A 23523-nucleotide genomic window follows, 5' to 3' on the forward strand; every position below is an offset into this window, starting at 1 on the left:
CGCACGGACTCGTCGTTCGAGGGTGCGCCGGCTGGTGCCGAGCGACTGCGCGACGAAGGCGACGTTGAACGGTTCGTCCAGGCGGGCGCGCACGAAGCGTTCGAACTCGACGACGATCGGGTCCTCGTGCCGGAGATGTTCGTAGGCGACGAAGGCCGCCTGCGACGGACGCTCGTCGATGATGAGGAGCTTGGCGACATGTTGGGCCAGGTCGGGGCTGATCGATCGCACGAGTGAGAGCGCGAGGTCGATGTGGGCGAACGCGGCGCCGGCGGTGATGAGGTTCCCGTCGACCACGACCATGGTGTCGAGATCGAGGGCGACGGTCGGATAGCGCTTCAGGAACTCCGGCCCCAGGAACCAGCTGGTCGTCGCCCGCCGATGATGCATCCGTCCGGTCTCGGCGACGGCGAACACGCCGGTGCACGCCGCGGCGATCCGGGTGGTCGCCTCGTCGAGGCGCCCGAGCGAGGCGATGACCGAACGAGCATCTCGGCTCTGGAGGGCGTCGTTGGTAGCGGCGGCCGTGAGGGTTCCAAGCGCAGGGACGACGACCACGTCGAACTCTGCGGACTCCGACAGCGGGTGGTCCACCGACAGGGTCATCGATGTTGTCGTGGTCACTCGCCGTTTCGGTCCGAGGATGGCGAGTTCGATCGGGTCGATCCGCGGGTCGACATCGCTGCGGGCTCCGTCGGCCACCCGCACGATGTCGATGATCGACGCGACAGCCGAACCGAAGCAGCCGTCGATCGCGATCAGTCCGATACGCATGGCGCGAACAATAGCAATACTGTCGTATACGCCACTTCTCACATGCCCTTGCTCGTCATACGCTGAACTCGCTCACCAAGAAACCTCGACACCTAGGAGAACCCCTCATGTCCACACCCGCATCACTTCCGTATGCCTTCGTCGCCAAGATCGTCGCGGCCGATGGACAGCACGACGCGCTCGCCGATCTGCTCGCCGGCGCTGTCGCGCTCGCCAACGAAGAAGTGGGAACGATTGTCTGGTTCGCGGTCAGGACCCACGCCGACACCTTCTGGATCTTCGATGCATTCCCCGACGAGGCCGCTCGCGACGCCCACGCCAACGGTGCCATCGTCGCAGCCCTGATGGCCAACCAGCACCTCCTCGGCGCAGCACCCGAGATCCTGCCGGCCGACGTCCTCGCGTCCAAGCTCCCGTAGTCCGCCAACGCACGAGACGATCGCGCCCCGCCGAGCCGTCGCCAGGTCGCGACGCAACGCCACGCTGCGTTGCCGAGCGGTGCGAGGCCTATCGGCACACGGACAGGATGCCGGGCGCGAGCGCTCAGCCGGCGAGGGGTCCGTCGCAGAGGAGAGTGACGTCGGTGTCGGGCAGAGCCGTGAGGCCAGCGCATCGCGCGACCACCAGTACCGACCGTTTCACCGGAGCTTTCGGCGGCGTCGAAGCCGAGGAAGCTCCATTCTCTTAGCTCACCGCGCCCTACTCCTCGCCGGTCCCGTCGTCGTCGAAGACGTTTCAGAGGTCTTCTCAGATGACGGTGTAGGTCGGCTGGGCGCGTCGGTCCGCAGATAGACGTCGAGGTCTCCCGACGACGGAGGTTCCTACGCCATCCATCCGAAAGACCTCGACGTGTCCGACGCTACCCCGCCGGCCGGCTTCGGCCGCCCTGACCTGACCGCCTTCGCTCAACTCGACGGCCTCGGTCTGAGCGTGACCGGACAACGACCTGAACCGGATCGTGCGGTCCTCGCGTGCCGCGTGGTGGAACCAGATCAGTGGTGCCGACGGTGCGGCAGCGAAGGCGCTGCTCGTGACACCGTGATCCGGCGGTTGGCCCACGAGCCGCTGGGCTGGCGAGCGACTGTGCTGGAAGTTGTAGTGCGCCGCTACCGCTGTGCCGACTGCGGACACGTGTGGCGCCAAGACACCAGCGCCGCGGCGGAGCCACGCGCGAAGCTCTCGCGCACCGGGCTGCGGTGGGCGCTGGAAGGGATCGTGGTCGCACACCTCACCGTCGCACGTGTCGCCGAGGGACTCGGGGTCGCGTGGGACACCGCCAACAACGCGGTCCTGCCTGAAGGCAAGCGGCTGCTGATCAACGACCCCACGCGGTTCGAGGGCGTGGTTGGGGGACGAGGTCACGCTCGCGGTCCGGGCCAATGACACCACGGACATCTGGAACCCCCGCGGCGGGACCTACCCGACCATCGCGTCGCAGCACTTCCGGACCGTTGACCCTGCCGTCGATCGCGCCGTTCTGCGATCTGGTGCTCTGTTCGGTGACCTTCAACAACGGTGTCCTGAATGTCCTCAATGGGCACGGCACGCCGGCCGGCTCCGCGTTGACCGGGGACGAGCGCGTGGACCGCGTCACCTTCACCGGGTCGTCGACCACGGGGAAGCACGTAATGGCTTCTGCGGCAGCGCATTTGGCACGGTTTCGTTGGAGCTCGGCGGCAAGGGCGCCAATATCGTGTTCGCCGACGCTGAACTGGATAACGCGGTCTACTAGGCCGTGGAAGCGATCTTCCGCAACGCTGGCCAAATCTGCCTCGCGGGCTCCCGCCTGTTCATCCATACCTCGATTTATGACGAGGTCATGGCCCGCTTCGTGGCCGCCGCCGAAGCACTGACCATCGGCGACCCCTTCGACCCGTCGACCCGCTTCTCGGCTCTGTCGAGCAAGAAGCACTTCGAGAAGGTCGCGTGAACTGCTTCTTCATCCGTGACCTGCGCACGCCTTTCGGCGGGGTCGGCGACTCGGGGGTCGGTCGAGAGGGTGGCAACTTCAGCCGCGAGTTCTTCACCGAGCCCAAGGCCGTTGTCATGCAGATCGCCCGCTGACAGAATTCACCCCGGCACGCGTTGGCATTCCGGGGGGTTGCATGGTGGGCAGGTGGGCAGCGACTGCCGCGATGCTGGGCGTGCTTGCGTTGACGGGTTGCTCCGGCTCAAGCTCATCCGTCACGAGCACCGCGACCGCCTCGGCTCCCTGCGCGGCGGGAGTCTCGTCGCGTGGTCGAGCCAGGAGGCCTCGCCCAGCACCATCGACGAGGTGACGGCGACGTCGAAATCGAACGTCGGCACGGCGCCCGTCATGGGCATGCTCCCGGGGCGAGTCAACACGGCCAGGGTGGGGGAACGGGCATACGTCCTAGCCACTGGGGATGTCCAGCACGACGTCACCCATGTGGTGGACCTCGACGTGCGCACGTGCACCAACCGCACTGTCAAACTCGAGGGGGCGATCAGCCCGCTGTCCATCGTGACCGACGGCACCCGCTTCATCAATACTGAGGTCGTCAACAGCACCAGCAATATCCGCGCGTTCGACAAGACCGGCCACATGGTCGGGGAGCAGTCGGTCTCCGGGACGGCCGTAACCAATCTCGTGATGGCGCGAGACGATGCCGGTGCACCGACCGCGCTGTATGGCTTCGCAATTGAGTAGGATCCAGAAGGCGTCGACACCTATGTGCTGCTGTCGCTCGACCCGCAGACGCTCGACGTCCGCCGACGGACCGCGATTCCGTTCGCGGAGGGATCGGTGGACTCGGCGATCGCCTACGGCGACAAGCTCGTATATCCCCTAACGGTGAACGCCGCCAGCAACACCCCGGGGCATGACATCGTCGTGCTCGACCCCGACACCATGAAGGCCACCCGAGTCGACCTCGGCGCGAAACTGCCCTACCTCCTGCGACTCGACGGCAACACGCTCTATGTCGGGCACCCCTTCATGCATCCGGCTTTCGGCGCCTTGTCGACGCTTCGACACGTGTCAAGGCTTGACCTCACGACGAATGCCGTCACTGGGTACGACCTGGCCGCGGGCATCGTCGATTTCGACGTGCGGGCCGGCCATCTTCATCTGCTTGGGGACGACGGCGGCGACGACAACACCTTCGTGATTCAGACGTATGACGCGTCCTCGGGCGCCAAACTCACGTCACAGTCCGTGAACCGCGCCACGGGAGACGGCTACTACTACCCGGCCGGGATTCTTGCCCCCTGACGCTCGCATCATCCAACGAGACCTGGCCCAATGGCGATCAGGTTAGGAGGCGATACTGAGTTCCCATCGCCTCATAGGTCGGTTGAGCGCGCGCATCACGCGTGATGAGTTCGGCCCCGTGGTGGGCGGCAGTCACAGCGATCAGGGCGTCATAGAGGGCTCCACCGCGCACGCCCTTCGCCCCGGCCGCGGCGAGTAGGGCGGCATACTCCAGTCCCGGCAGCTGGAGCAGGGGTAGCGTCATGGCCCCTAGGACGGCCGCCGCGTCGCGCGCACCAATCCGATGCGGGGCTGGCAGCCGCGTCAACACGCTGTAGGTCTCAAGGAGCACGTAGGCTGGCAGAGCATCGACCTCGGCGAGAGCCGCGCGGGCAGCGTCGTGCTCCGGGTGCCAGGCAAGGACAGCAGGAACGAGGACGCTGCTGTCGCACATGATCCGGGCGGGAATCACCGCCGGGTCGCCTCTAGGGTGTCGCGGACGATCTCGTCGTTTAGTGGCGGCAGCGAGGACTCGGGCGAAAGCCGCGGCAGCCCACGCTCATCGATCTCCAGCTGAACCTGCGCAGGAGCCAGGTCAATCTCGATCCTGCCGTTCGCGAAAGAGATGTCGACCGACTGACCAGCGCCCAGGCCCAAGGCCTCGCGGATCGCCTTCGGCACAACGATGCGCCCGGCACCGTCGATGGTAGTTTTCATGGTAGAAGATTACCATCCGATGCTTGATGTGTTGGGTGCTGCTTTAGTTCGGCGCGGAAGCGGGCGACATTGCGCAGCTTCACGTCCTCATAGCCACGCACCAGGTCGGGGAGCTCGGCGAGGGCAATGACGGCGGCGCGGTTGTCGGGGCGCAGGTGCGCGGTGGCAGAGGCGAGGGCGGCGACATACTCCTCGATCAGGGCGCGCTCGACCACCCGGACGCGGGCCCGGCCGAAGGGGTCGAGGGGCGTGCCGCGGAGCCGGCGCGCGGCATACAGGCCCTTGAAGACGGGCTCGAACCACGGGCCGAGCGCGATCTTGCTGTCCATCCCGAGGGCGCGTAGCGCGGGCGGGTGCAGACGGAAGCGGTATGCCGCGTCGTCGCCGAACTCTGCCTTGATCCGTTCTCCCACAGCGGGATCGGTGGAGAGGCGCGCCACTTCGTACTCGTCCTTGTAGGCCATCAGCTTGTGCAGGCCGATCGCCGCCGCCCGGGTGACCGGAGCGTCGGGGTCTGGCACGGCCGCCTGCTCGCGCCGGTGGACGTGGGCGAGGTGGGTCAGGAAAGTGCGCGCGTATGCCGTGTCCTGGTAGGCGATCAAGTCGCCTGCTCGGCGGGCGAGGAGGTCACCGAGGTCACCCCCGGTCGGGAGGCCGGCCGCGCGGACGAGGGCGACGGCTTCCGCTGGCGGGGCGACCGGTTGGGGCGGGGCGGTGAGGGCGAGAACACGGGCGGGGTGGGCGGCATACATCCGGCCCCAGCGGAAGGCTTGGACGTTGGCCGCGATGGCAACGCCGTTCTGCTGCAAGGCATCTTCGATGTCGCGCGGTGGGATGGGCAGGGCTCCGGCTTGGACCGCGACGCCGATGAGGAAGGTGTTGGCGAGCTGGTCACCGCCGAAGAGCGTGGTCGTCAGGTCGCGCGCGTCGAGCAGCAGGCTGTCGGGGCGGACGCGCTCGCGAAGACTCGCCGTGACGGGGTCGAGGGCGGGGAAGGTCACGCCGGGATCGGCCACCATCGCGCCAGTCGGAACCTTGGAGGTGGACACGACGGCCCAGGTTCGCGTTGGATCGGTGATGGCGAGATTCGCCGGAGCGGTGGCCACGAGCAGGTCGGCGCCGAGGTAGAGGTCGGCCTCGCCCGGGCCGAGGACGTTGCTGCCCTCGATCGGGTTCGGGCTTAGGCGCAAGTCCGAGATGACCGCCCCGCCCTTCTGGGACAGGCCGAGTTGGTCGAGCCCGCGCACGTGGAATCCGGCATTGGTGGCGGCGACCGCCAGCACTTGCGCAGTGGTGACGATCCCTGTGCCGCCGATGCCCATGAGTCGGATGTTGACGGGTGCGCTCGTGCGGTTCGGTGTGGGGGCGGGCAGGTCAGCCGTCTCCAGAACCGTCGCGCGGCCGCGGCGGCTCGGCTGATCGCCGGGGATGACCTCGATGAACGACGGGCAGTCGCCGTCAAGGCAGGAGAAGTCTTGATTACAGGACGCCTGGTGGATGGCGGTCTTGCGGCCGAACTCGGTGTCGAGGGGGATGACCGACAGGCAGTTCGACTTCGCGCCGCAATCGCCGCAGCCCTCGCAGACGCGCTCATTGATGACGACGCGTCGCGTCGGCGCGGCCACGAGGCCACGCTTGCGCTTGCGCCGCAACTCGGTCGCGCACTCCTGATCGTTGAGCAGAGCCGTCGTGCCGGGGATGGTGGCGAGGTCGGCCAGCACCTGATCGAGGTCGTCGCGGTGGTGGACGCGCACGCGGTCGGGGAGGCGCGCCTCGGCATACCGGCTCGGGTCCTCGGTCGTGATCGCGACCTTCTGGACGCCCTCGGCGAGCAGGGCCCGGGCGAGGTCGGGCACGGGCATACCACCGACGATGTCCTGACCGCCGGTCATCGCGACCGCGCCATTGCAAAGGATGCGGTAGGTGATATTCGTCCCCGCCGCGACGCTCGCGCGCACGGCGAGGCTGCCGGAGTGGTGGAAGGTGCCGTCGCCGAGATTCTGGATCAGGTGCTCGTCGCTCACGAAGGGCGTCATACCGATCCAGGCACCACCCTCGCCGCCCATCTGGGTGAAGCCGATGACATCGCCGACCTTGTCGGGGTCCATGAAGACGATGAGGGTGTGGCAGCCGATGCCGGCGGCCACCAGGCTGTCGCCGGGGGTGCGGGTCGAGCGGTTGTGCGGGCAGCCGGAGCAGAAGTATGGCGTGCGCGGTGCCGTCGGGGTCAGTGACAGTTGGGTGCGCGAACGCGGTTGCGCCAGAGCGGAACTCGCCGCCGCGATGGTGTCGGAGCGGAGGATTTCGGCGAGCTGAGGGCCGAGATTTCGGGCCAGGGTCGCGGCGGTCAGGTCGCTCTGCGGCGGAAGCAGTGAGTGGCCATCGGGGGTCGTTCGCCCGCTGACTGCGGGGGCGTGGGCACGGCCATACAAGATGCCCTTGATCGCTGTCTCGACGAAGGCGCGCTTCTCCTCCACGACGATGATCTCGGTGAGTCCCTCGGCAAAGCGCTGGACGATCTCGGCGTCGAGCGGCGCGACCATGCCGAGCTTGAGCAGCCGAATCCCGCTGTCGGACAGGCGATCTGCCGTGATGCGGAGTAGTGCCAGCATCTCCTGGACGTCCCGGAAGCGCTGCCCCGCGGCGACAATGCCGACGCGGGCTTTCGGGTCACCGCTGATCTCGTTGAGGCCGTTGGCGCGGGAATAGCGCAGCGCGAGCTGCGGCCTAGTCGTGAGCAGCGACTCTTCTAGCGCCGCCAGGGCGGGCTGCAGGAAGCGCGCGTGCGGCTGGTGCACATAGGGTTGACCGTCGATTTCGTTGTCGGGCAAGACAATCGGCGTGTCACCTAGCTGCACCGTGGCGCTACCGTCCACGACATTCGTCGCAAGCTTCAGCCCCGACCACAGCCCGCTGAAGCGCGACATCGCGATGCCGTGCAGCCCCAGCCGCAGGATGTCCTGCGGGTCCGCGGGGACGAGCACCGGCATACCGAGCTCCGCCATGGCCCATTCCGAGGCGCTGGGCACCGTCGAGCTCTTGGCGTTGACGTCGTCGCCGACCATGACGAGCACCCCGCCGAGCGGCGAACTGCCGCCGAGATTCCCGTGTCGCAATGCGTCGGTTGCGCGGTCCAGGCCGGGCGCCTTGCCGTACCAATAGCCCGCCACCCCATCTACCGTCCGCGTCGGCCGCATCGCCGCGAGTTGGCTGCCGAGCACGGCATTGGCGGCGAGTTCCTCGTTGACCGCCGGCCGGAAGATGATCCCGGCCGCCTCCAGTTGGGGACCCAGCCGGAGGAGTTCCTTGTCGTACCCGCCGAGCGGCGACCCCTCATACCCGCTGATGAACCCGCCCGTATGCCGCCCCGCCGCCTCATCAAGCCGTCGCTGATCCAGCGGCAGCCGGACGAGCGCACGCAAGCCGCCGAGGTGGACAGTCCCGCTGGTCGCGGTGAGCCGGTCCGCGATCCGGAAGGCGCCCGCCCGCGTGCCGTCCTGCGTCGCCGTCATCGCGTCCCCTCCGCTCGCCTGCCCTGTCTCTCCCACTCTCGCAGCTTTCGCCGGACGTGACCTGCGCGCGCCAAATCGACTGCGTGAACGGGACGGGCGGGAGTGCGGGCCAGGCCCGGCTCCGTAGGCTCAGGCCATGACGACCTTCATCGACGGCGAGCGGCGTGAGAGCGACGGCGGGGAGCCCTACCGGGTGATCGATCCCTCGACCGGGGAGACGATCACGGAGTATGCCCTGGCGGGGCCCGGGCAGGTGGACGCGGCGGTGGCGGCGGCGCGGGCGGCATACGACGGCTGGTCGCGCACGACGCCCGGCGAGCGATCGGGGATCCTGACCGCCTTCGCGGCCGAAATGGAGCGCCGGGCAAGCGAATTCGCCGAGGTCGAGTCGCGGCAGGCGGGCAAGCCGATCCGGCTCGCGACCGAGTTCGACGTCCCGGGCACGATCGACAACATCGCCTTCTTCGCCGGCGCCGCGCGCAATCTCGACGGCAAGGCGACCGCTGAATATTCAGCCGATCACACGAGCAGCATTCGCCGCGAGCCGGTCGGCGTGGTCGGGTCGATCTCGCCGTGGAACTACCCGCTGCAGATGGCGGCGTGGAAGATCCTGCCGGCCATCGCCGCCGGCAACACGATCGTGCTCAAGCCGGCCGAGAACACCCCGTTGACCTCGTTGATGTTCGCCGAGGTGGCCACCGCGGCGGGCCTGCCGCCCGGCGTCATCAATGTCGTGGCCGGCGCGGGTGCGACCACGGGCGCGCACCTGCTGCGCCACCCCGACGTCGACATGGTCTCCTTCACCGGCTCCACTCGCGTCGGGCGCACAGTCCTCGAGGCTGCCGCGAGCACCGCCAAGCGAGTCCACCTCGAACTCGGCGGCAAGGCGCCTTTCGTCGTCTTCGATGACGCAGATCTCGACGCGGCGATCCACGGAGCCGTCGCCGGCTCGCTGATTAACACCGGCCAGGACTGCACCGCGGCCACCCGCGCGATCGTGCACCGCTCGCTGCATGATCGCATCATCGAGGGCGTCGCCGATCTGTATGCCACGGTGCGCCTAGGCCCCACCCCCGATCCCGCGACCGATCTCGGCCCGCTCATCTCGATGGGCCACCGCGACAAGGTCGCCGGGATGGTCGAGCGTGCCCGGTCGTATGCCCGGGTGGTCACCGGCGGCGCATCCCCCGGCGGCGATCTCGCGGCTGGCTCCTACTACTCGCCGACATTGATTGCCGGTGTCACCCCCGCACACGAAGTCTGGACCGACGAGATTTTCGGCCCCGTCCTGACGGTGACGCCCTTCGACAGCGACGACGAGGCGATCGCGCTGGCCAACGACACGGCATACGGCCTGGCTGCGTCCGCCTGGACCCGCGATGTCTATCGCGCGTTGCGCGCCAGCGCCGAGATCCGATCCGGGTGCGTGTGGATCAACGACCACATCCCGATCATTAGCGAGATGCCGCACGGCGGGGTGAAGCAGTCCGGCTTCGGCAAGGACATGTCGGCCTACTCCTTCGAGGAGTACACGACGATCAAGCACGTGATGTTCGACCGCACCGCCGTGGCCGAAAAGCCCTGGCACCGCACAATTTTCACGATCTCGCCAATGTAATCGGTTACATCGCCGGCATTGTTACCCTTGGGTAGCCAACCGTTCGCGGGCGTGGGTATAGTCGCCCGCGAACGGGTGGTTGAAAGGGTAATTCCGCGGTGGTGGAGTTATTTCGTGGTCAAGCGAATCGCGATGTCGGAGCTGGTCCCTTCAGCAGTGGCGCTCAGGCCGAAGGCCTCCAGCGGAGCAAGGTTGGCCCTCTCGCTGTCGGGCAGGTCGGCACCAAAGGCCGCGATGAGCCCGGCGATATCGGCGAACATGGCCATCTGGGCCTTGTCTCCGGAGGGAACGGCCTTCTTGAACAGGTCCTTCCCGCTCAGGCCGGAGCCCTGCGCCACTGCCGCGGCGTAGTCACCGGTCCCGGCAACCATCCCGCCGTCGATGGGGGTGACCGAGGCGCTGAGGCCCTGGTCGGCGAAGGTGTTGACGAGCTTGGTTGCGACGGCTGCATCGCCATTGGTCTTCAGGGCGAACTTGGGCTGGTTGTCGGTGCCCATCCCGCCGAAGGCCAGCGTGGTTTGCGTGCCGAGCAGCTTGACCAAGTCGTCCGGCAGCGACATGCCGAGTTGCTGCTCGAGGCTGGACATGCTGTCGCCGGTCGTGTCGTTCAGCGTCGATTCGAGCTTGGTCCACTGCTTCTGCAGGTTGGGCCCGAGGTCATTGATGCTCACCGCGGCGAGCGTGTCCGCAGGCAAGTCGCCGATCGCGTTGTCACCCTTGCCGCCCTCGAAAGACTCCTTGGCGTCCCGGACATGCGCCGCCAACTCCAGGTTGGCGCCATCGAAGCGCAGCGCGCCGAACAGCTTGCCCTGCAAGGCACTGTCGAACTCCGTGGGCGACGCCCCGCCGAACTGCTTGACGGCGCTGCCCAGGGCGCTCTTCGCCGCCCCGAGGTCTGCCCAGAACGACAGCATGCCGTCCTCGCCGAGGTCTTTCATGTCGCCGGTGAAGCCGTCAGCCCCGGCCAGCGACGCCTTGGCCCCCGCGGCCTGAACCGTCTCCATCGCCGCTGCCGCCTCGCCGCACAGCGCAAACTCGTCGGTCACGGTGCAGTCGACGTTGTCTGCCTTGGACAGTGCGGTCTCAGCCTTGGCCTTGTCGGTGACGGCCAGCATGGCGACGGGCACGGGGGTGGTGTTGTCACTGCCGGGCACCAACGCGACCGCGAAGCGCTTGCCGAGCCACGGCTCGATGTCCGTGTCGTAGTTGAGCCCCTTGAGCTGCCCGTCCTTCTGCATCTGCTCGACGATGAGCTTGCGCAGGTCAACCGAGTCACCGAGCTCGCCGAACTTTTCCTTGGCGGCCGGGAACTTCCGGATGAAGCGGATGGCGTCGATCTTCTGGCCGCTGGACGGATCGAGGTCCACCTTCGCGAAGGCGATGGTGTTGGCCGGCAGGGCCGACTCGGGCTGGGCGCCGCCGCCGCGAAGGGCGCTCACGGCATACGTCCCGCCAGCCGCCAGACCCACCAAGGCGACCGTGCCGGCGGCGGCCGCGAACACGCGACCTCGGCCGCGACGGGCAGTCGGAGCGGGCGTGGGGGCGGTGTAGCCCCAATCAGAGCCCGCGCCCGAGGTGGGCGCGGGCACGTCGGACGTGGGCTGCAGTGGTTCAGTCATGTTCTCCCCTGGTGAAATCTTTATCCCCGATGCGCATTCTATGTGCACCTTTCGGCGGTCGACTTGCGGCGGTGGCACCCCATCGCGGAACATTGTTACGTGACCACGTCCGCGACCGCTGCCGTTGCATCCGCACCGGGGTACTCTCGTTACTCGGGGGTGAGCACGTGGACGTGACCGTCAAGGAGCGGCTGCTCGACGCGGCATACCGACGGCTGTCTGCAGAAGGCATCGGCTCCCTCCAAGCGCGCGGCATCGCCGCCGACGTCGGCCTCTCGACCTCGGCGCTCTACACCCACTACGGCAACATTTCCGGCCTCCTCAACGCCGTGCGGGATCGAGCGTATGGCGAGTTCGCCGACGCCTTGCTGGCCCCCGGACAGACCGACGATCCCGTCGCGGACTTGCTGGCCATGGGTCTGGCGCACCGCATCTTCGCGCTCGTCAAGAAGAACGAATATGCGCTGCTGTTCTCGCAGCAGGTCAACGTCCCGCGGCCCGGCATCAAGGCATCCTTCCCCGAGGGCCACGGCCTCGAGACGATGTCGCCGGCGGCGACGCACGCCTTCCAGGTGCTCTATGACACCACCCAGCGGATGCTCGATTCGGGCCGGTTCGGCGACGCTGACGCGGTGATTGTCGCGACCCAGTTGTGGGCGGCAATCCACGGCTGCGTCAGCCTCGAACTCACCGGGCACCTCAACCCCGAGTCCGATCTCGGGGTCTTTGCCTCGCTCTTCGTGACGCAGTTGATCGGCCTGGGCGACAGCCCCGAACGGGTCGGGATGTCGATGGCCAAGGCCATCCGTCGCGTCCCGAATGGCATCGCGCTGAACCCCGCGAAGTCCGCCTAAGTTCTCCGGCTGGTCCAGGCGCGCATTGAGCGCGCACTCATGACACCGTATGGCCGTGACCACGGCTCGGCATACGAACCTCGCCATCATCGCCCTCATCCTGGGCGGCGTCGGGATCGGGACGACCGAGTTCATCGCGATGGGTTTGCTGCCCGAGACGGCCGCCGATCTCGGGGTGTCCATTCCGGCGGGCGGGGCATCGATCGCGGCGTATGCCGTGGGCGTCGTCGTCGGCGCCCCCATCCTCGCCGTCGCTGGCGCCAGTTGGCCGCGGCGCACCATGCTGGCGGGCCTGTTGGCGACGCTGGCGATCGGCAATGCCCTCGTGGCGCTCGCGCCGAACTTCGGCCTGCTCGTGGGTGCCCGCTTCCTGGCGGGGCTGCCCCATGGTGCCTTCTTCGGGGTCGCATCGCTCGCTGCCGTCGATCTGATGCCGCCGCAGATGGCCGGGCGCGCGGTCTCCCGGGTGATGCTCGGCATTCCGTTCGCGAATCTGCTCGGGGTCCCGGTGGGCACCTGGCTGGGGCAACAGTTCGGATGGCGCGCGGCATATGGCGTGATCGGAGGGCTGGCCCTCGTCTCGGCTGTTCTCGTGCATCTCGTTGTGCCGCAGTCGTATCCGCATCCGGACGGGGCAATGCGACGCGAGCTGCGGGCGCTGAAGAACCTGCAGGTCTGGCTGACCTTGCTGACGGGGGCGATCGGCTTCGGCGGCATGTTCGCGATGAACTCCTATATCGCGCCGACGATCACCGAGGTGACCAAGCAGCCGGCCTCGGTCGTGCCTTTTATCATGCTGATCATCGGTCTCGGCGGTCTGGTGGGGACGCCGATCGCCGGGCGGATGGCGGACTGGTCGATCCTGCGGACGATCGGGCTCGGGCTGGCGACCCTGGCGGGCAACCTGGCGCTCTTCACCTGGACCGCGCACTGGCTGATCCCCGCAGCTCTGTCGATCCTCGCGTGCTCCATCTGCGCCGGCATGCTGGTGGTCGGTCTCCAGATGCGGCTGATGCAGGTCGCCGGCGACGCCCGCAACCTCGGGGCGGCCAGCAACCACGCGTCGCTCAATGTCGCCAATGCGCTGGGGGCCTGGCTGGGTGGCGCCGTGCTTGCCGCCGGCTACGGCTACACCGCCCCGTCGTGGGTCGGCTTCGCTCTGGCCCTCGCCGGCGGCCTGATCTTCGCGGTCTCGCTGCTCGTCCACCAACGGACGCGCGTGGCGGACGCGTAGGTCAGAGGCCGGTCCAGGCGGAGCGCCAGGTCGAGCGGGAGCCGAGGTAGCTCCCGACGACGGCAGCGCCGAGATCGTCGGTCTCCGGCGCCACCACCTTCCCGTCCGCGCGTCGGGCCATCTGGTCGATGAAGCGGGCCAGGCCGGGGTCGTCGCCGAGCCGGAAGAAGGTGACCTGGGCGCCCAACCGAGTCGTCGTGTCGAACTCGCGCACCGTCAGGGCGAGGGTCAGCGGGTGCGGCGGGTAGTCGAAGAAGACCTGCCCGCTGGAGTGCAGGTGGGACGTCGGTTCGCCATCAGTGACGACGAGGAGCACCGGCTGCATGCTCGGGTGCTTGCGGAAGTGCCGGTTGGCCAGCAGCAGGGCGTGGTGGAGGTTGGTTCCCTTGTCCCACTTCGGTTCCAGGCCGGTGAGTTCCTCAATGTCCATCACCTGGGCGCGTCGGCCGAAGGCGATCAGCTGCAGTTTGTCGCCGCGGAAGCGGGTCGAGATGAGCTGGTGTAGCGCGAGCGAGGTGCGCTTCATCGGCAGCCAGCGGCCGTCCATCGCCATCGAGAAGCTGGTGTCGACGAGCAGCGCGACGGCCGCCTGGGTGCGCGCCTCGGTCTCGATTACCTCGATGTCGTCCAATTCCAGCCGTATGCCGTGCCGCGCGTCCATCCCGCGGCTCACGGTGCGCTGCACCGCATTGGTCAGGGTGGCTGTGACATCCCAACTCTCGGTGTCACCGAAGGCCCAGGCGCGGCTGGCGCCGCTCGGCTCACCGGCCGCCCCGGCCTGGCGTAGCTCGCGGGCGCCCTGCCGGCCGGACATCCGGTCGGCAACATCGCGCAGCAGCGACTTGCCGAGCTGGCGCATTGCCTTGGGAGAGAGGCGAAGTGAGCCATCGGCGCTGCGCTTGATCAGGCCGGTCTCGCGCAGTTGCTTCTCGATCTCGGCGAGAGTGCGGGCGTCCGCGCTGGCCTCGTCATCGAGGTGGCGCAGCAGGGCGTCGAGGTCGATATCGTCCAAGCGGGCGCCCGGATATGCCTGGGAGAGTTGCTCACTCAGGGCATCGAGCTCGGCGAGATCTTGGAAGGCGCCCGTGCCATCGCCGAGGCCCAAACCCTCGTCACCCTGGAAGCGCTCGCCGCCGCTCCAGTCCTCGCCCGGGCGCAGCATCTGCAGGTTCGCATCCAATCGGCTGAGGCTGTCCATAATCTGCGGTGAGCCAAAAGCCTGCTGCGACAACGTCATCAGCTCGGCGCGCTGCTCTGGCGTCATCGAGTTGAGCATCCGCTGCGCGGCGGCGGCCCGCTGGGCGAGGGCGTCGATCAACTCCTCGACCGACTGCGGATTCTCCGGGAAGAAGTCGCCATGCTTGGCCATGAAATCGGCGAGGTCCTGGTTGGTGTCCTCGCCGAGCCGGTGCTTCTCCAGCAGGTCGTTGAGGTCGCCGAGCATCTCGTTGATCCGGGCTCGGTCCTCGTCGGTGGCGCCTTCGAGGGCCTGCTTCATCCCAGCGAAGCGCTGGTCGAGCAACTCCCGCCCGAGCAGGTCCTTGATTTCCTCGTATGCCGCGCGCGCGTCACTGCTGCGCCACGGGTAGTCCGCGAGCGAGTTCACGGCCGCGGCTGGCGAGGGCGGCAGCCCGTCGAGCCGCATCTCCTGGAACCGGGCGTCATCGTCGAGGTCCCGAGCGAGCTGTTTGCGTTCTGCCAGAACGGCTTTGTCGAGCAGCTCCTTGACCTGCTGCATCGTGCCGTCCAAATTGTGGCGCTGCAACAACTCGCGCCGCTTCTCCGCGATCTGCCGGGCGAGGTCGTCCAGGCCGCGCTGGTTCTGGCCACCACGGCGCAGGAACTCCGCCAGCGCCCGCTCGGGCGAATAGCCCGCCATCACGTCCTCGCCGATCGCGGACAGCGCCTCGCCGAGGTCGACCGGCGGCGCGAGGGGGTCGCCCCCGGCATACGGTCCGTATGCGGAGTGCCTCGACTCCCGACGCGAACTCATTGGTGGCTCAAGGGGTTTCGCCGTAGACCGTGCGGGACCCGTCGGAGTCCTTGCCGATGCGCTTGGCGAGGTAGAGCCCCTCCAGGGCGAGTTCGAGCGCGCTGGCCCGCTCGCCCGCGGAGGCGGCCGAGACGCGGGCGGCCACCTCGTCATACAACTCCGACTCTCCGAGGATCGGGAGGGCGTCGAGGACGTCGGCAGCACTGACCTGGTCGCCGGTCATGACCAGCACGCCGCCGGCCAGCGCCTCCACCAGGAGCCGGAAGTCGAGGCCGCGGAAGGCTTCTCGCGCCGTCTCAGCCGTCGCGGTGCGCAGCAGATGATCGAGGACGGCCCGCTCGCGGCCCTCCTCGCCGGTCTCGAACTCGACCTTGCCGCCGAGGACGTCGACGGCACCGGCGAGGTCGACCACGCGAGCCACCGCCTCGGCTTCGCCCTGGATCGTGGCCCGGTGCAGCGCCGCCGCCGCGACCGTCTCGGCCGCGGCGATCGAGAAGCGCGCCGAGACGCCGGAGCGCTGATCAACCGCGCTGGACTCGCGCAAATGCCGGGTGAACCGGGCGATGATCTCCACGATCTGGTCCGGCACCGTTGCGGCGAGGTTGGCCTCCTGGCGGATGACCGCGATCTCGTCGGCGAGGTCAACGGGATAGTGGGTACGAATCTCGGCGCCGAAGCGGTCCTTCAGCGGCGTGATGATCCGGCCGCGGTTGGTGTAGTCCTCCGGGTTTGCCGAGGCGACGACGAGGACGTCGAGGGGGAGACGCACGACATACCCCCTGATCTGAATGTCCCTCTCCTCCATGACATTCAGCATCGCGACCTGAATGCGCTCGGCGAGATCGGGCAGCTCGTTGATGGCGACGATGCCGCGGTGGCTGCGCGGGATCAGGCCGTAGTGGATCGTCTCCGGGTCGCCGAGATGGCGGCCCTCGGCGACCTTCATCGGGTCGACATCACCGATGAGGTCGGCGACGGAGGTGTCGGGGGTGGCGAGCTTCTCGGCATACCGCTCGGAGCGGTGCCGCCAGGCGACGGGGAGGTGGTCGCCGAGTTCCGCGGCGCGGCGCACAGAGGCCGGGGTGATCGGCTCGTAGGGGTGCTCGCCGAGTTCAGAGCCCTCGATGACCGGCGTCCACTCATCCAGCAGGCCGATGAGGGTCCGCAGGAGGCGGGTCTTGCCCTGGCCGCGCTCGCCGAGCAAGACGATGTCGTGGCCGGCGATGAGGGCGCGTTCGACCTGCGGGAGGACGGTTTGCTCGAAGCCGTGCAGACCGGGCCACGGGTCCTCGCCGGCCGCGAGTTTGGCGAGCAGGTTGTCGCGCAGCTCGCGGCGAAGCGACTTCTGCTCGTGCCCGCTCGCGCGCAGTTGGCTGAGCGTGGCGATATCCGGTGCCCCAGTCATGCGGGCCAACTTAACCCGGCTGACTGAGATGGGTCAGCGGACGGTGATCAAGAAGTCGGCAAGGTGATAGGCGCGGGCGACCTCGTTGAACTCGATCCGCGGCTCCTGCACCAACGTCACGTCGCGCGAGAGCAACTCGACGAGGAAGATCTCGCTCTCGTGCAAGGCGAGATATTCGCCGGGACAGCTGTGATGGCCGTCGCCGAAGGCCAGGCCGGAGCGAGGGACGCCGGCCGGGCAGGAGCGATCGAGGCGCAGGTCCAGGCTGTCCTCGCCGAAGACGCGCGGGTCGGCATTCGTCGCCCGGATCGGCACCTCCACCACCGTCCCGGCCGGTATGGCGATCCGCTCGCCGTCGTGCTCCACGACGATCTCCTCCTCCGCCGTGCGCAGCAGCATCGTGCCGACCGGTTCGAGACGAATGATTTCGGCGAGGATCCGGTGGCGTTCGGGTGAATCCGCCGCGAGGAACGCGGCGCGGAGGTCGGGGCGCTCCAGGAAGTGCCACGCGGCCATACAGATGAATTGGCGCGTGGTGACCATGCCGGCCGCGGCATACATGACCGCTTCGGAGAGGACTTCAGTGCTGGAGTAACCCTGCGCGAGCAGGTGGGACACGAGGTCGTCCTGCGGCTCACGGCGGCGCGCGCGCAGGACGGGACGGACGTCGTGGAGAAAGAAGGAGCCGAACTGCACCAGGGTCTGCGCCTGCGCCACGGCATACGCGATCTTGGGGCCTTCTGCACTGGGCTTCGCTTCGAAGAAGCGGTCGAGCCGCAGCTCCATCTCATCGATCTTCGACTCGGTCAGCCCGATGACATCCGCGACAACGCGCATCGCCACCCGCAGGGACAACCGATCCAGCGCCACGACGGGCTGTGTCGCCGACCACGTGATGAGCTGGGTCGACATCCGCGTGATCATGTCGCGGTAGCGCTCGGAAACCGTTCGGGGAGTGAAGAATCGGGCGATCGCCTTGCGTTGCGCGCGATGGTCCGCGCCCTCCTGATAGAGCAGCGGCTTGCGCACCAGGCCGCCGACATACTCGGCGGAGAAACCCGCTTGCGAGGTCCCGGAGCCGACGCGCAGGAAGGCCCGGCCGAGCGCGAAGCTGTGCAGCGCCAGCACCTGCTTGTCGCCCCGCTCAACCCATTCGTATGCCGGGTCGTACCGGTCAGTGGGTTCGCCGGACTTCTGATCGTGGCCGACCGGGCAGACGCCGGGTTCCCTCGTGGTCGCGGTAGTCACGCGGCTCACCTTAAGCGTCGCGGGTCGGCGCTTCGAGTCGGGTGACGTCGACGGCAACATCGAGGGTTGAGTGCTTCGCCTCGGTGAAGATCACGCCCTTGAGCGGGGAGACGTCGCGGAAATCGCGGCCCCACGCGGTGACGATATAGCGCGAGTCAGCGAAGTGGTCGTTGGTCGGATCGAGATCCACCCAGCCACCGCCGGGGACGCGCACCGAGACCCAGGCGTGGGTGGCGTCGGAGCCGGCGAGCTTGGCCTTGCCGGGCGGGGGAGCGGTCTCGATGTAGCCGCTGACGTAGCGCGCGGGCAGGCCGACCGAGCGGAGGGCGCCGATGGCCAAGTGCGCGAAGTCCTGGCACACGCCGGCCCTCAGGTCGAGGATCTCCGGCAGCGTTGTGCGCACGGAGGTCGCGCCCTTGCGATAGGCGAAATCGCGATAGATCGTGCGATAGAGGTCGGTCAGCGCCTCACCCAGTGCCCGCTCCGGCGCGAGGATCGTGTCGGCGAACTCGGCCACGCGAGGGCCCAACTCGACCAGCGCCGACGGCAATCGATAGGCCGTCTCCAAGACCGGATCGACGTCCTCCGCGCGGATGGCGGCGACGGACTCGGCCACGGTGAGGCGGTCCAGGGCGGCGACGTCGACGGGCGCCCAATCCACCGCCACCTCGGCGTCCATCGTCGCCTCGAAGGTCGTATGGGGAGTGCGCACCTCGACATAGAAACTCTCGTTGCCGAAGAAATCCCAGTGTGCCGCATTGACATCCGGCTCCGGAGAGACCGTCACCTCGATCGCGCGCAGCGTCTGGGTCGGGGTCGGCCGCAGCGACAGAAATCCCCGCTCGTAGCAGCCGACGACATCCTCGTCGTAGGTGTAGCGGGTCGTATGCCGCACGCGATACGTCCGCGGGAGGAAGTCGGCGTCACTCTGCGCCACGGCCCGCTCCTTCCGTCGTCAGGCTCCACCCGATCGGCAGGCTGTGCTGCGTCGCCTTGCGCGCGAAGTGGACCCGCTCGATGTGGGCGCCGAGGTCCCGCAGAGCGAGATCGAGGGTGTCCAGGAACGTGGCGAATTCGGTCCGGTCGCCGCTGGCCGCCCCCTCAGCGTCCACGCGGGTGACGTCGGCGAGCAGCGCCCGAGCGGTCGCGGCGGCGGTCGGATCGCCGACCAGATCCATCGCGTCGGCGAGGCGCCGCAACTGGTAGGCGACCGAGCGCGGGTTCGTCTCGTCCGTCAGCAGCAAGGTCAGCGCGGACGACACCGGCGCCGCCGGGCCGAGGCCCGCGACAGTGCGCCGGCGATGCGTGAGGATCGACTCGCTCGCCAACAACGCCGACTCGGCGACCTGGCCGTCCACCACCGGCGCGCGCTGCGCGATGACCGTATGCCGCAGCAAGGCTGCCGTATTCATCGCGCGTTCCAGCCGGATCCCGCCGTCGAGGAAGCCCCACGTCGCATCCCGCACCATCGACTCGGCAAGGATGCCGGCGATGGCGAGCAACGACTCCAGGATGCGGGCGAGTTGCGGCTGCAACTGAGCCTCGTCGCGGGGAATCTCGCGCAGCGCGCGCTCCAACCGGCCGAGGACGATCCAAATGTCTTGGGAGAGTTGGTCTCTGACCTGGTAGGTCGCCCCGATGAGGCGGGTCACGGCATACGCCAAAGTGCCGGTCCGGTCCGCGTCCAGGGTCAGGCCACGCAATCCGACCACCGGATCGGCCTCGATCGAGGGGGTGCGGGTCAGCGCGGCGAGCGCGGTGATGACGGCCTGCATCGTCGCGTGCCCAGGCGTTCCCGGTCGGGCGCCGAAGTCCTCGACAAGGTCGTCGCCGACGCGCAGGAGCCGGGCGAGACCGTCGGCGCGCTCGGCATACCGACCGACCCAGAAGAGGTTGTCGGCGACGCGCGGGGCGACGGCTGGGGCGAGGCGCAGCGGCGTGGCCTGGGGCCGCTGGTCGAGGGTGATGCGCTCCACGCCGGTGCCCGCGGGGGCGAGGACCCAGACGTCCTTGGTCAGGGCGCCGGTCGCATTGGCGATCAGGTGCTGATCGGGCCGGGCCGCGACCCGCGCCAAGCCCCCGGGCAGGATCACATAGCTGCTGTCGTGGGCGACGGCGAAGGTCCGGAGCACGACGCGGCGAGGCTGTAGGCCGGCGGCCGTCACGACCGGCGCGGTCGAGCCGGGCATCGGCTCTTGGCCGGTCCACTCCCACGGCCGGGCCGCAATGGCCGCCGCCAGGTCGGCCTTGGCGGCAGCGCTCAACTCCCAGCCGAAGGTCGCCTCCGGGCGGATCTCTCGAGAAAATCCCTTGAGCACCAACCGATCCAGGTTGTTGAGCAGATAGGCCTGCCCCTGCGGCTCCCCGCCCCACCAGGTCGGGGCGGACGGCAAGAGCGCATCCTCACCGAGCAGCTGCCTGGTCAGCTGCGGCAGGTGCGCCAACAGTGCCGGGCTCTCCAGGACGCCGGCGCCGAGCGGATTCGCCACCGAGATCCGGCCCCGCCGGCTCGCCTCGATGAGCCCGGTCGCCCCCAAGCGGGAGTCGGGCCGCAGGTCCAGCGGGTCCGAATAGGCGGCGTCGACGCGGCGCAGGAGCACGTCGATCGGCTCGGTTTTATCGGCCGAGCGGATGTGGATGCGCCCCCCGCGGGTGGTCAGGTCCTCGGACTCCACGACCGGGAAGCCGAGCAGGGTCGAGAGGAAGGCGATCTCGAAGGCGGTCTCGGACTCGGCGCCCGGGCTGAGCAGGGCCACCCGCGGCAGGTCCAGATCCTCCGGCGCGATGCTGAGGAGCGTCGTGCGCATCGTGTCGAAGAAGCCCCGCAACCGCGCCAACGGCGTTCGGCGGTGCAGCCCTGCCATCACGCGCGAGGTGATCCGCCGGTTGGCCATCGCATAACCCGAGCCCGAGGGCACCTGGGTCCGGTCGGCGACCGCCGTCCACGCCCCGGTGTCGTCGCGCACCAGATCGGTCGCGACCTGGATCAGTTGCCGATCTCCCGGCAACCGGATGCCGTCGACCTGCGGGAGGAAACCGGGATGTCCGAGAACGAGTTCCGGGGGGAGGAGGCGTTCGCGCAGGAGGCGGCGCTCGCCATACAAATCGGTCAGGACGAGGTCGAGAACGAGGGCACGTTGGCGCAGGCCGGCCTCCAGACGCGCCCATTCGTCGGTGCCGATGACCAGGGGAAGCGGGTCGATCGTCCACGTCCGTGCCCGCGCGCCGACGCCATAGGTGATGCCGTCGTCCTCGACCAGCCGTCGGGCCTCGCTGCGCGCGGCGAGGAGCCCGGCCAAGCCGAGCGCGTCGATGGCCGCGGCTACCCCCGGACTGCCCACCACCGCACCGACGAACTCCGCACCGATGAACGCACCGCCGGCGGATGCCGAGTCGTCCAGGAGCGGGCCGTCCAGGAGCGGGCCGTCCAGGAGCGGGCCGTCACCCTCCACGGCGTGGGCGGTCATTCGACCAGCCTAGTTGTCGGTTTCGCGCTCCGCCGGAGGCGGATTGCCGGGGGTGAATCGTCGCAGGTCAAGGGTGGTGGGGTACTCCGACCCGGGGGGACCCAGCAAAGCCGCGTCCCGCCAGCCGCCGATGTCGACCGGTCCGGAGCTGTGCCCGTGCTTGGTGAACCGCGAGGAGCGACGGGACTCCGCCGCGACCGCATTGACCGGGAAGTCCGCATAGCTGCGCCCGCCGGGATGGGTCACGTGATAGGTGAAGCCGCCGAGCGATCGGGCGTTCCAGCGGTCCACCAGGTCGAAGATGAGCGGCGAGTGCACGCCGATCGTCGGGTGCAGCGCCGACCACGGAGCCCACGCGCGATAGCGCACGCCCCCCACGACGCTCCCGGGGGCGCCGCCGGTCGCCACGAGCGGGATGGGGACGCCATTGCAGGTCACCACATGTCGGCCCTCGGTCAACCCCGTCGCCGAAATCTGCACTCGCTCAACAGAGGAATCGACATAGCGGGCCGTCCCGCCGCTGCTCGCCTCCTCGCCGAGCACATGCCATGGCTCGATCGCCTGCCGCAGTTCCAGATGCACGCCGGCGATATCCGCCTCGCCGAGGCGCGGGAAGCGGAACTCCAGGAAGGGCGCCAACCAGGCGTCGTCGAACACTGCCCCTTGGCCGTATGGCGAGCGCGCCAGCCACGCGTTCACCTCACCCACGACCTCGCGCAGGTCGGCGGCGGCGAAGGCGGGCAGGAGGAAGCGATCGTGCAGGCGCGATCCCCAGCGGACGAGGGGCGCGGCATACGGCTCCTCCCAGAATCGGGCCACGAGCGCGCGCACGAGGAGGGCCTGGACGAGGGCCATCTGGGGGTGCGGCGGCATCTCGAAGCCGCGGAGTTCGAGCAGGCCGAGCCGCCCTCGCTCGGAGTCGGGACTGAAGAGCTTGTCGATGCAGAACTCGGCGCGGTGAGTGTTGCCGACGAGGTCGGTTAGCAGATGCCGGAAGAGGCGGTCGACGAGCCACGGGGGCGTGACGGCGTCGCCGGACCCACTCGCCCCGGCTCGGGCCTCGGCCGTGGTGCGCTCCAGCTCGGCGAAGGCGATCTCCAACTCGTACAGCGTCTCGAAACGCCCCTCATCGACGCGCGGGGCTTGGCTCGTCGGCCCGATGAATCGGCCCGCGAAGACATAGGAGAGGCTCGGGTGGTGCTGCCAATAGGTCAGCATGCTGCGCAAGAGATCGGGTCGGCGCAGCAGCGGCGAATCGGCGGCCCTCGACCCGCCGAGCGTGAAGTGATTGCCGCCGCCGGTGCCGGTGTGGGTGCCGTCGAGGTCGAACTTTTCGGTGGTGAGATGGACCTGACGGGCGTCCTCGTAGAGGTTGACGGTGAGTTCGCGCAGCGCGGCCCAGGACCCGGTCGGCTGGACGTTGACCTCGATGACGCCGGGGTCGGGAGTGACGGAGAGGGACGTGAGGCGAGGGTCTCCGGCCAGCGGATACCCTTCCAGGACAACGGGAATCGCGCGCGCCGCGGCGGCACGCTCGATCGCCGCCACCAGGCGCAGGGCCAGGTCGACCTCGGCGATCGGCGGCAAGAAGACGAAGACATGTCCGTCGCGGACCTCGACGCCGAGCGCCGTGCGCGGAGCCTCCTCGATGTCCAGGATGCGCGCCGGGGCCACCTCGGGGTTGTTCTCCGGAACGGGGAGGTCCGGGCGCTCGGCGAATGGCGAGACGTCGTGATGGTCGGGGCCGTCCGTCCACGCGAGTGACCCCAGCGGCAATCGCAGGCCGAGCGGCGAGGTCCCCGGAGTCAGGAACAGGTGGCGTCGGCGCAGCCGCCAGTAGGTCGTCCCCCAGCCCTCGCCCGCCGGGT

19 protein-coding genes and 2 pseudogenes are annotated in these 23523 nt (G+C 68.7%); 10 read left to right on the top strand and 11 right to left on the bottom strand.

The features are described 5' to 3' along the window. The coding region (locus BN13_RS16555) for a DJ-1/PfpI family protein (protein WP_048548269.1) at positions 1–774 on the bottom strand (774 nt) is incomplete at its 3' end. Between the two features lie 107 nt (positions 775–881). On the opposite strand from BN13_RS16555, the gene BN13_RS16560 reads away from it, so the two are divergent. The 7 genes and pseudogenes from BN13_RS16560 (at position 882) to BN13_RS16585 (ending at position 4009) form a co-directional block, all read left to right on the top strand. Then, positions 882–1193, top strand: coding sequence for a putative quinol monooxygenase (locus BN13_RS16560; RefSeq protein WP_048547633.1), 312 nt, complete (start codon positions 882–884; stop codon positions 1191–1193). A 430-nt stretch (positions 1194–1623) separates the two neighbouring features. Beyond that, positions 1624–2118, top strand: a pseudogene (locus BN13_RS16565) (ISL3 family transposase); the annotation flags it as partial. A gap of 35 nt (positions 2119–2153) precedes the next feature. Then, positions 2154–2375: pseudogene (locus BN13_RS20990) on the top strand (hypothetical protein); the annotation flags it as partial. A gap of 134 nt (positions 2376–2509) precedes the next feature. Then, on the top strand, positions 2510–2704 hold the full coding sequence (locus BN13_RS20495; protein WP_048548271.1) for an aldehyde dehydrogenase family protein: 195 nt from the start codon (positions 2510–2512) through the stop codon (positions 2702–2704). After that, positions 2701–2838: an aldehyde dehydrogenase family protein gene (locus tag BN13_RS20095; protein ID WP_235434098.1), complete on the top strand. Its 138-nt coding sequence runs from the start codon at positions 2701–2703 to the stop codon at positions 2836–2838. Before BN13_RS20495 ends, BN13_RS20095 begins: the two co-directional genes overlap by 4 nt. A gap of 97 nt (positions 2839–2935) precedes the next feature. Next, a complete protein-coding gene (locus BN13_RS16580; RefSeq protein ID WP_048548273.1) occupies positions 2936–3445 on the top strand; it encodes a hypothetical protein in 510 nt (169 codons plus the stop codon). A gap of 24 nt (positions 3446–3469) precedes the next feature. Beyond that, positions 3470–4009, top strand: a complete 540-nt coding sequence (locus BN13_RS16585; RefSeq protein WP_048548275.1) for a hypothetical protein — start codon at positions 3470–3472, stop codon at positions 4007–4009. 37 nt (positions 4010–4046) lie between these two features. On the opposite strand, the gene BN13_RS16590 is transcribed toward BN13_RS16585, so the two are convergent. The 3 genes from BN13_RS16590 to BN13_RS16600 are packed head-to-tail and all read right to left on the bottom strand — an operon-like array spanning position 4047 to position 8217. Continuing rightward, complete coding sequence (locus tag BN13_RS16590) at positions 4047–4460, bottom strand: type II toxin-antitoxin system VapC family toxin (RefSeq protein ID WP_048548277.1); 414 nt, start codon at positions 4458–4460, stop codon at positions 4047–4049. Further along, positions 4457–4705, bottom strand: coding sequence for an AbrB/MazE/SpoVT family DNA-binding domain-containing protein (locus BN13_RS16595; RefSeq protein WP_048548278.1), 249 nt, complete (start codon positions 4703–4705; stop codon positions 4457–4459). The genes BN13_RS16590 and BN13_RS16595 overlap by 4 nt, the downstream gene beginning before the upstream one ends. Continuing rightward, positions 4702–8217 carry an indolepyruvate ferredoxin oxidoreductase family protein gene (locus BN13_RS16600; RefSeq protein ID WP_048548280.1) on the bottom strand — a complete coding sequence of 1172 codons (3516 nt, stop codon included), beginning with the start codon at positions 8215–8217 and terminating at the stop codon, positions 4702–4704. The genes BN13_RS16595 and BN13_RS16600 overlap by 4 nt, the downstream gene beginning before the upstream one ends. Positions 8218–8353: 136 nt before the next feature. Between BN13_RS16600 and BN13_RS16605 the strand changes: the two genes are divergently transcribed. Next, positions 8354–9835, top strand: coding sequence for a gamma-aminobutyraldehyde dehydrogenase (locus BN13_RS16605; RefSeq protein ID WP_048548281.1), 1482 nt, complete (start codon positions 8354–8356; stop codon positions 9833–9835). Between the two features lie 107 nt (positions 9836–9942). Here the strand turns inward: BN13_RS16605 and BN13_RS16610 are convergent, their stop codons facing one another. Then, the gene (locus tag BN13_RS16610; RefSeq protein WP_162199989.1) at positions 9943–11454 is read right to left on the bottom strand and encodes a DUF3352 domain-containing protein; all 1512 of its coding nucleotides are present in this window, start codon (positions 11452–11454) and stop codon (positions 9943–9945) included. A 173-nt stretch (positions 11455–11627) separates the two neighbouring features. Between BN13_RS16610 and BN13_RS19420 the strand changes: the two genes are divergently transcribed. Next, positions 11628–12308: a TetR/AcrR family transcriptional regulator gene (locus tag BN13_RS19420; protein WP_162199990.1), complete on the top strand. Its 681-nt coding sequence runs from the start codon at positions 11628–11630 to the stop codon at positions 12306–12308. Between the two features lie 49 nt (positions 12309–12357). Then, positions 12358–13542 carry an MFS transporter gene (locus BN13_RS16620; protein ID WP_048548286.1) on the top strand — a complete coding sequence of 395 codons (1185 nt, stop codon included), beginning with the start codon at positions 12358–12360 and terminating at the stop codon, positions 13540–13542. A 1-nt stretch (position 13543) separates the two neighbouring features. Here the strand turns inward: BN13_RS16620 and BN13_RS16625 are convergent, their stop codons facing one another. The 6 genes from BN13_RS16625 to BN13_RS16650 all read right to left on the bottom strand — a co-directional run. Then, entirely contained in the window at positions 13544–15535 is a 1992-nt protein-coding gene (locus BN13_RS16625; protein WP_048548287.1) for a vWA domain-containing protein, read from the bottom strand. Between the two features lie 7 nt (positions 15536–15542). Next, complete coding sequence (locus tag BN13_RS16630) at positions 15543–16940, bottom strand: sigma 54-interacting transcriptional regulator (RefSeq protein WP_048548290.1); 1398 nt, start codon at positions 16938–16940, stop codon at positions 15543–15545. 33 nt (positions 16941–16973) lie between these two features. Beyond that, a complete protein-coding gene (locus BN13_RS16635) occupies positions 16974–18188 on the bottom strand; it encodes a cytochrome P450 (protein ID WP_157038646.1) in 1215 nt (404 codons plus the stop codon). A gap of 10 nt (positions 18189–18198) precedes the next feature. Continuing rightward, positions 18199–19125, bottom strand: a complete 927-nt coding sequence (locus BN13_RS16640) for a transglutaminase family protein (protein WP_048548293.1) — start codon at positions 19123–19125, stop codon at positions 18199–18201. Continuing rightward, positions 19112–21655: a circularly permuted type 2 ATP-grasp protein gene (locus tag BN13_RS16645; protein WP_048548295.1), complete on the bottom strand. Its 2544-nt coding sequence runs from the start codon at positions 21653–21655 to the stop codon at positions 19112–19114. The genes BN13_RS16640 and BN13_RS16645 overlap by 14 nt, the downstream gene beginning before the upstream one ends. Before the next feature lie 9 nt (positions 21656–21664). Continuing rightward, the coding region (locus tag BN13_RS16650; RefSeq protein WP_162199991.1) for a transglutaminase family protein at positions 21665–23523 on the bottom strand (1859 nt) is incomplete at its 5' end.

The organism is Nostocoides jenkinsii Ben 74, assembly GCF_001046875.1.
In the GTDB taxonomy this organism is placed as follows: Bacteria; Actinomycetota; Actinomycetes; order Actinomycetales; family Dermatophilaceae; genus Nostocoides_A; species Nostocoides_A jenkinsii.

What these genes read in the sequence shown, in the direction of transcription:
- BN13_RS16605 (WP_048548281.1), top strand. Translation starts at nt 8,354, where the DNA reads ATGACGACCTTCATCGACGGCGAGCGGCGTGAGAGCGACGGCGGGGAG.
- BN13_RS16625 (WP_048548287.1), bottom strand. Translation starts at nt 15,535, where the DNA reads ATGAGTTCGCGTCGGGAGTCGAGGCACTCCGCATACGGACCGTATGCC.
- BN13_RS16595 (WP_048548278.1), bottom strand. Translation starts at nt 4,705, where the DNA reads ATGAAAACTACCATCGACGGTGCCGGGCGCATCGTTGTGCCGAAGGCG.
- BN13_RS16610 (WP_162199989.1), bottom strand. Translation starts at nt 11,454, where the DNA reads ATGACTGAACCACTGCAGCCCACGTCCGACGTGCCCGCGCCCACCTCG.
- BN13_RS16630 (WP_048548290.1), bottom strand. Translation starts at nt 16,940, where the DNA reads ATGACTGGGGCACCGGATATCGCCACGCTCAGCCAACTGCGCGCGAGC.
- BN13_RS16620 (WP_048548286.1), top strand. Translation starts at nt 12,358, where the DNA reads ATGGCCGTGACCACGGCTCGGCATACGAACCTCGCCATCATCGCCCTC.
- BN13_RS16645 (WP_048548295.1), bottom strand. Translation starts at nt 21,655, where the DNA reads ATGACCGCCCACGCCGTGGAGGGTGACGGCCCGCTCCTGGACGGCCCG.
- BN13_RS16560 (WP_048547633.1), top strand. Translation starts at nt 882, where the DNA reads ATGTCCACACCCGCATCACTTCCGTATGCCTTCGTCGCCAAGATCGTC.
- BN13_RS16600 (WP_048548280.1), bottom strand. Translation starts at nt 8,217, where the DNA reads ATGACGGCGACGCAGGACGGCACGCGGGCGGGCGCCTTCCGGATCGCG.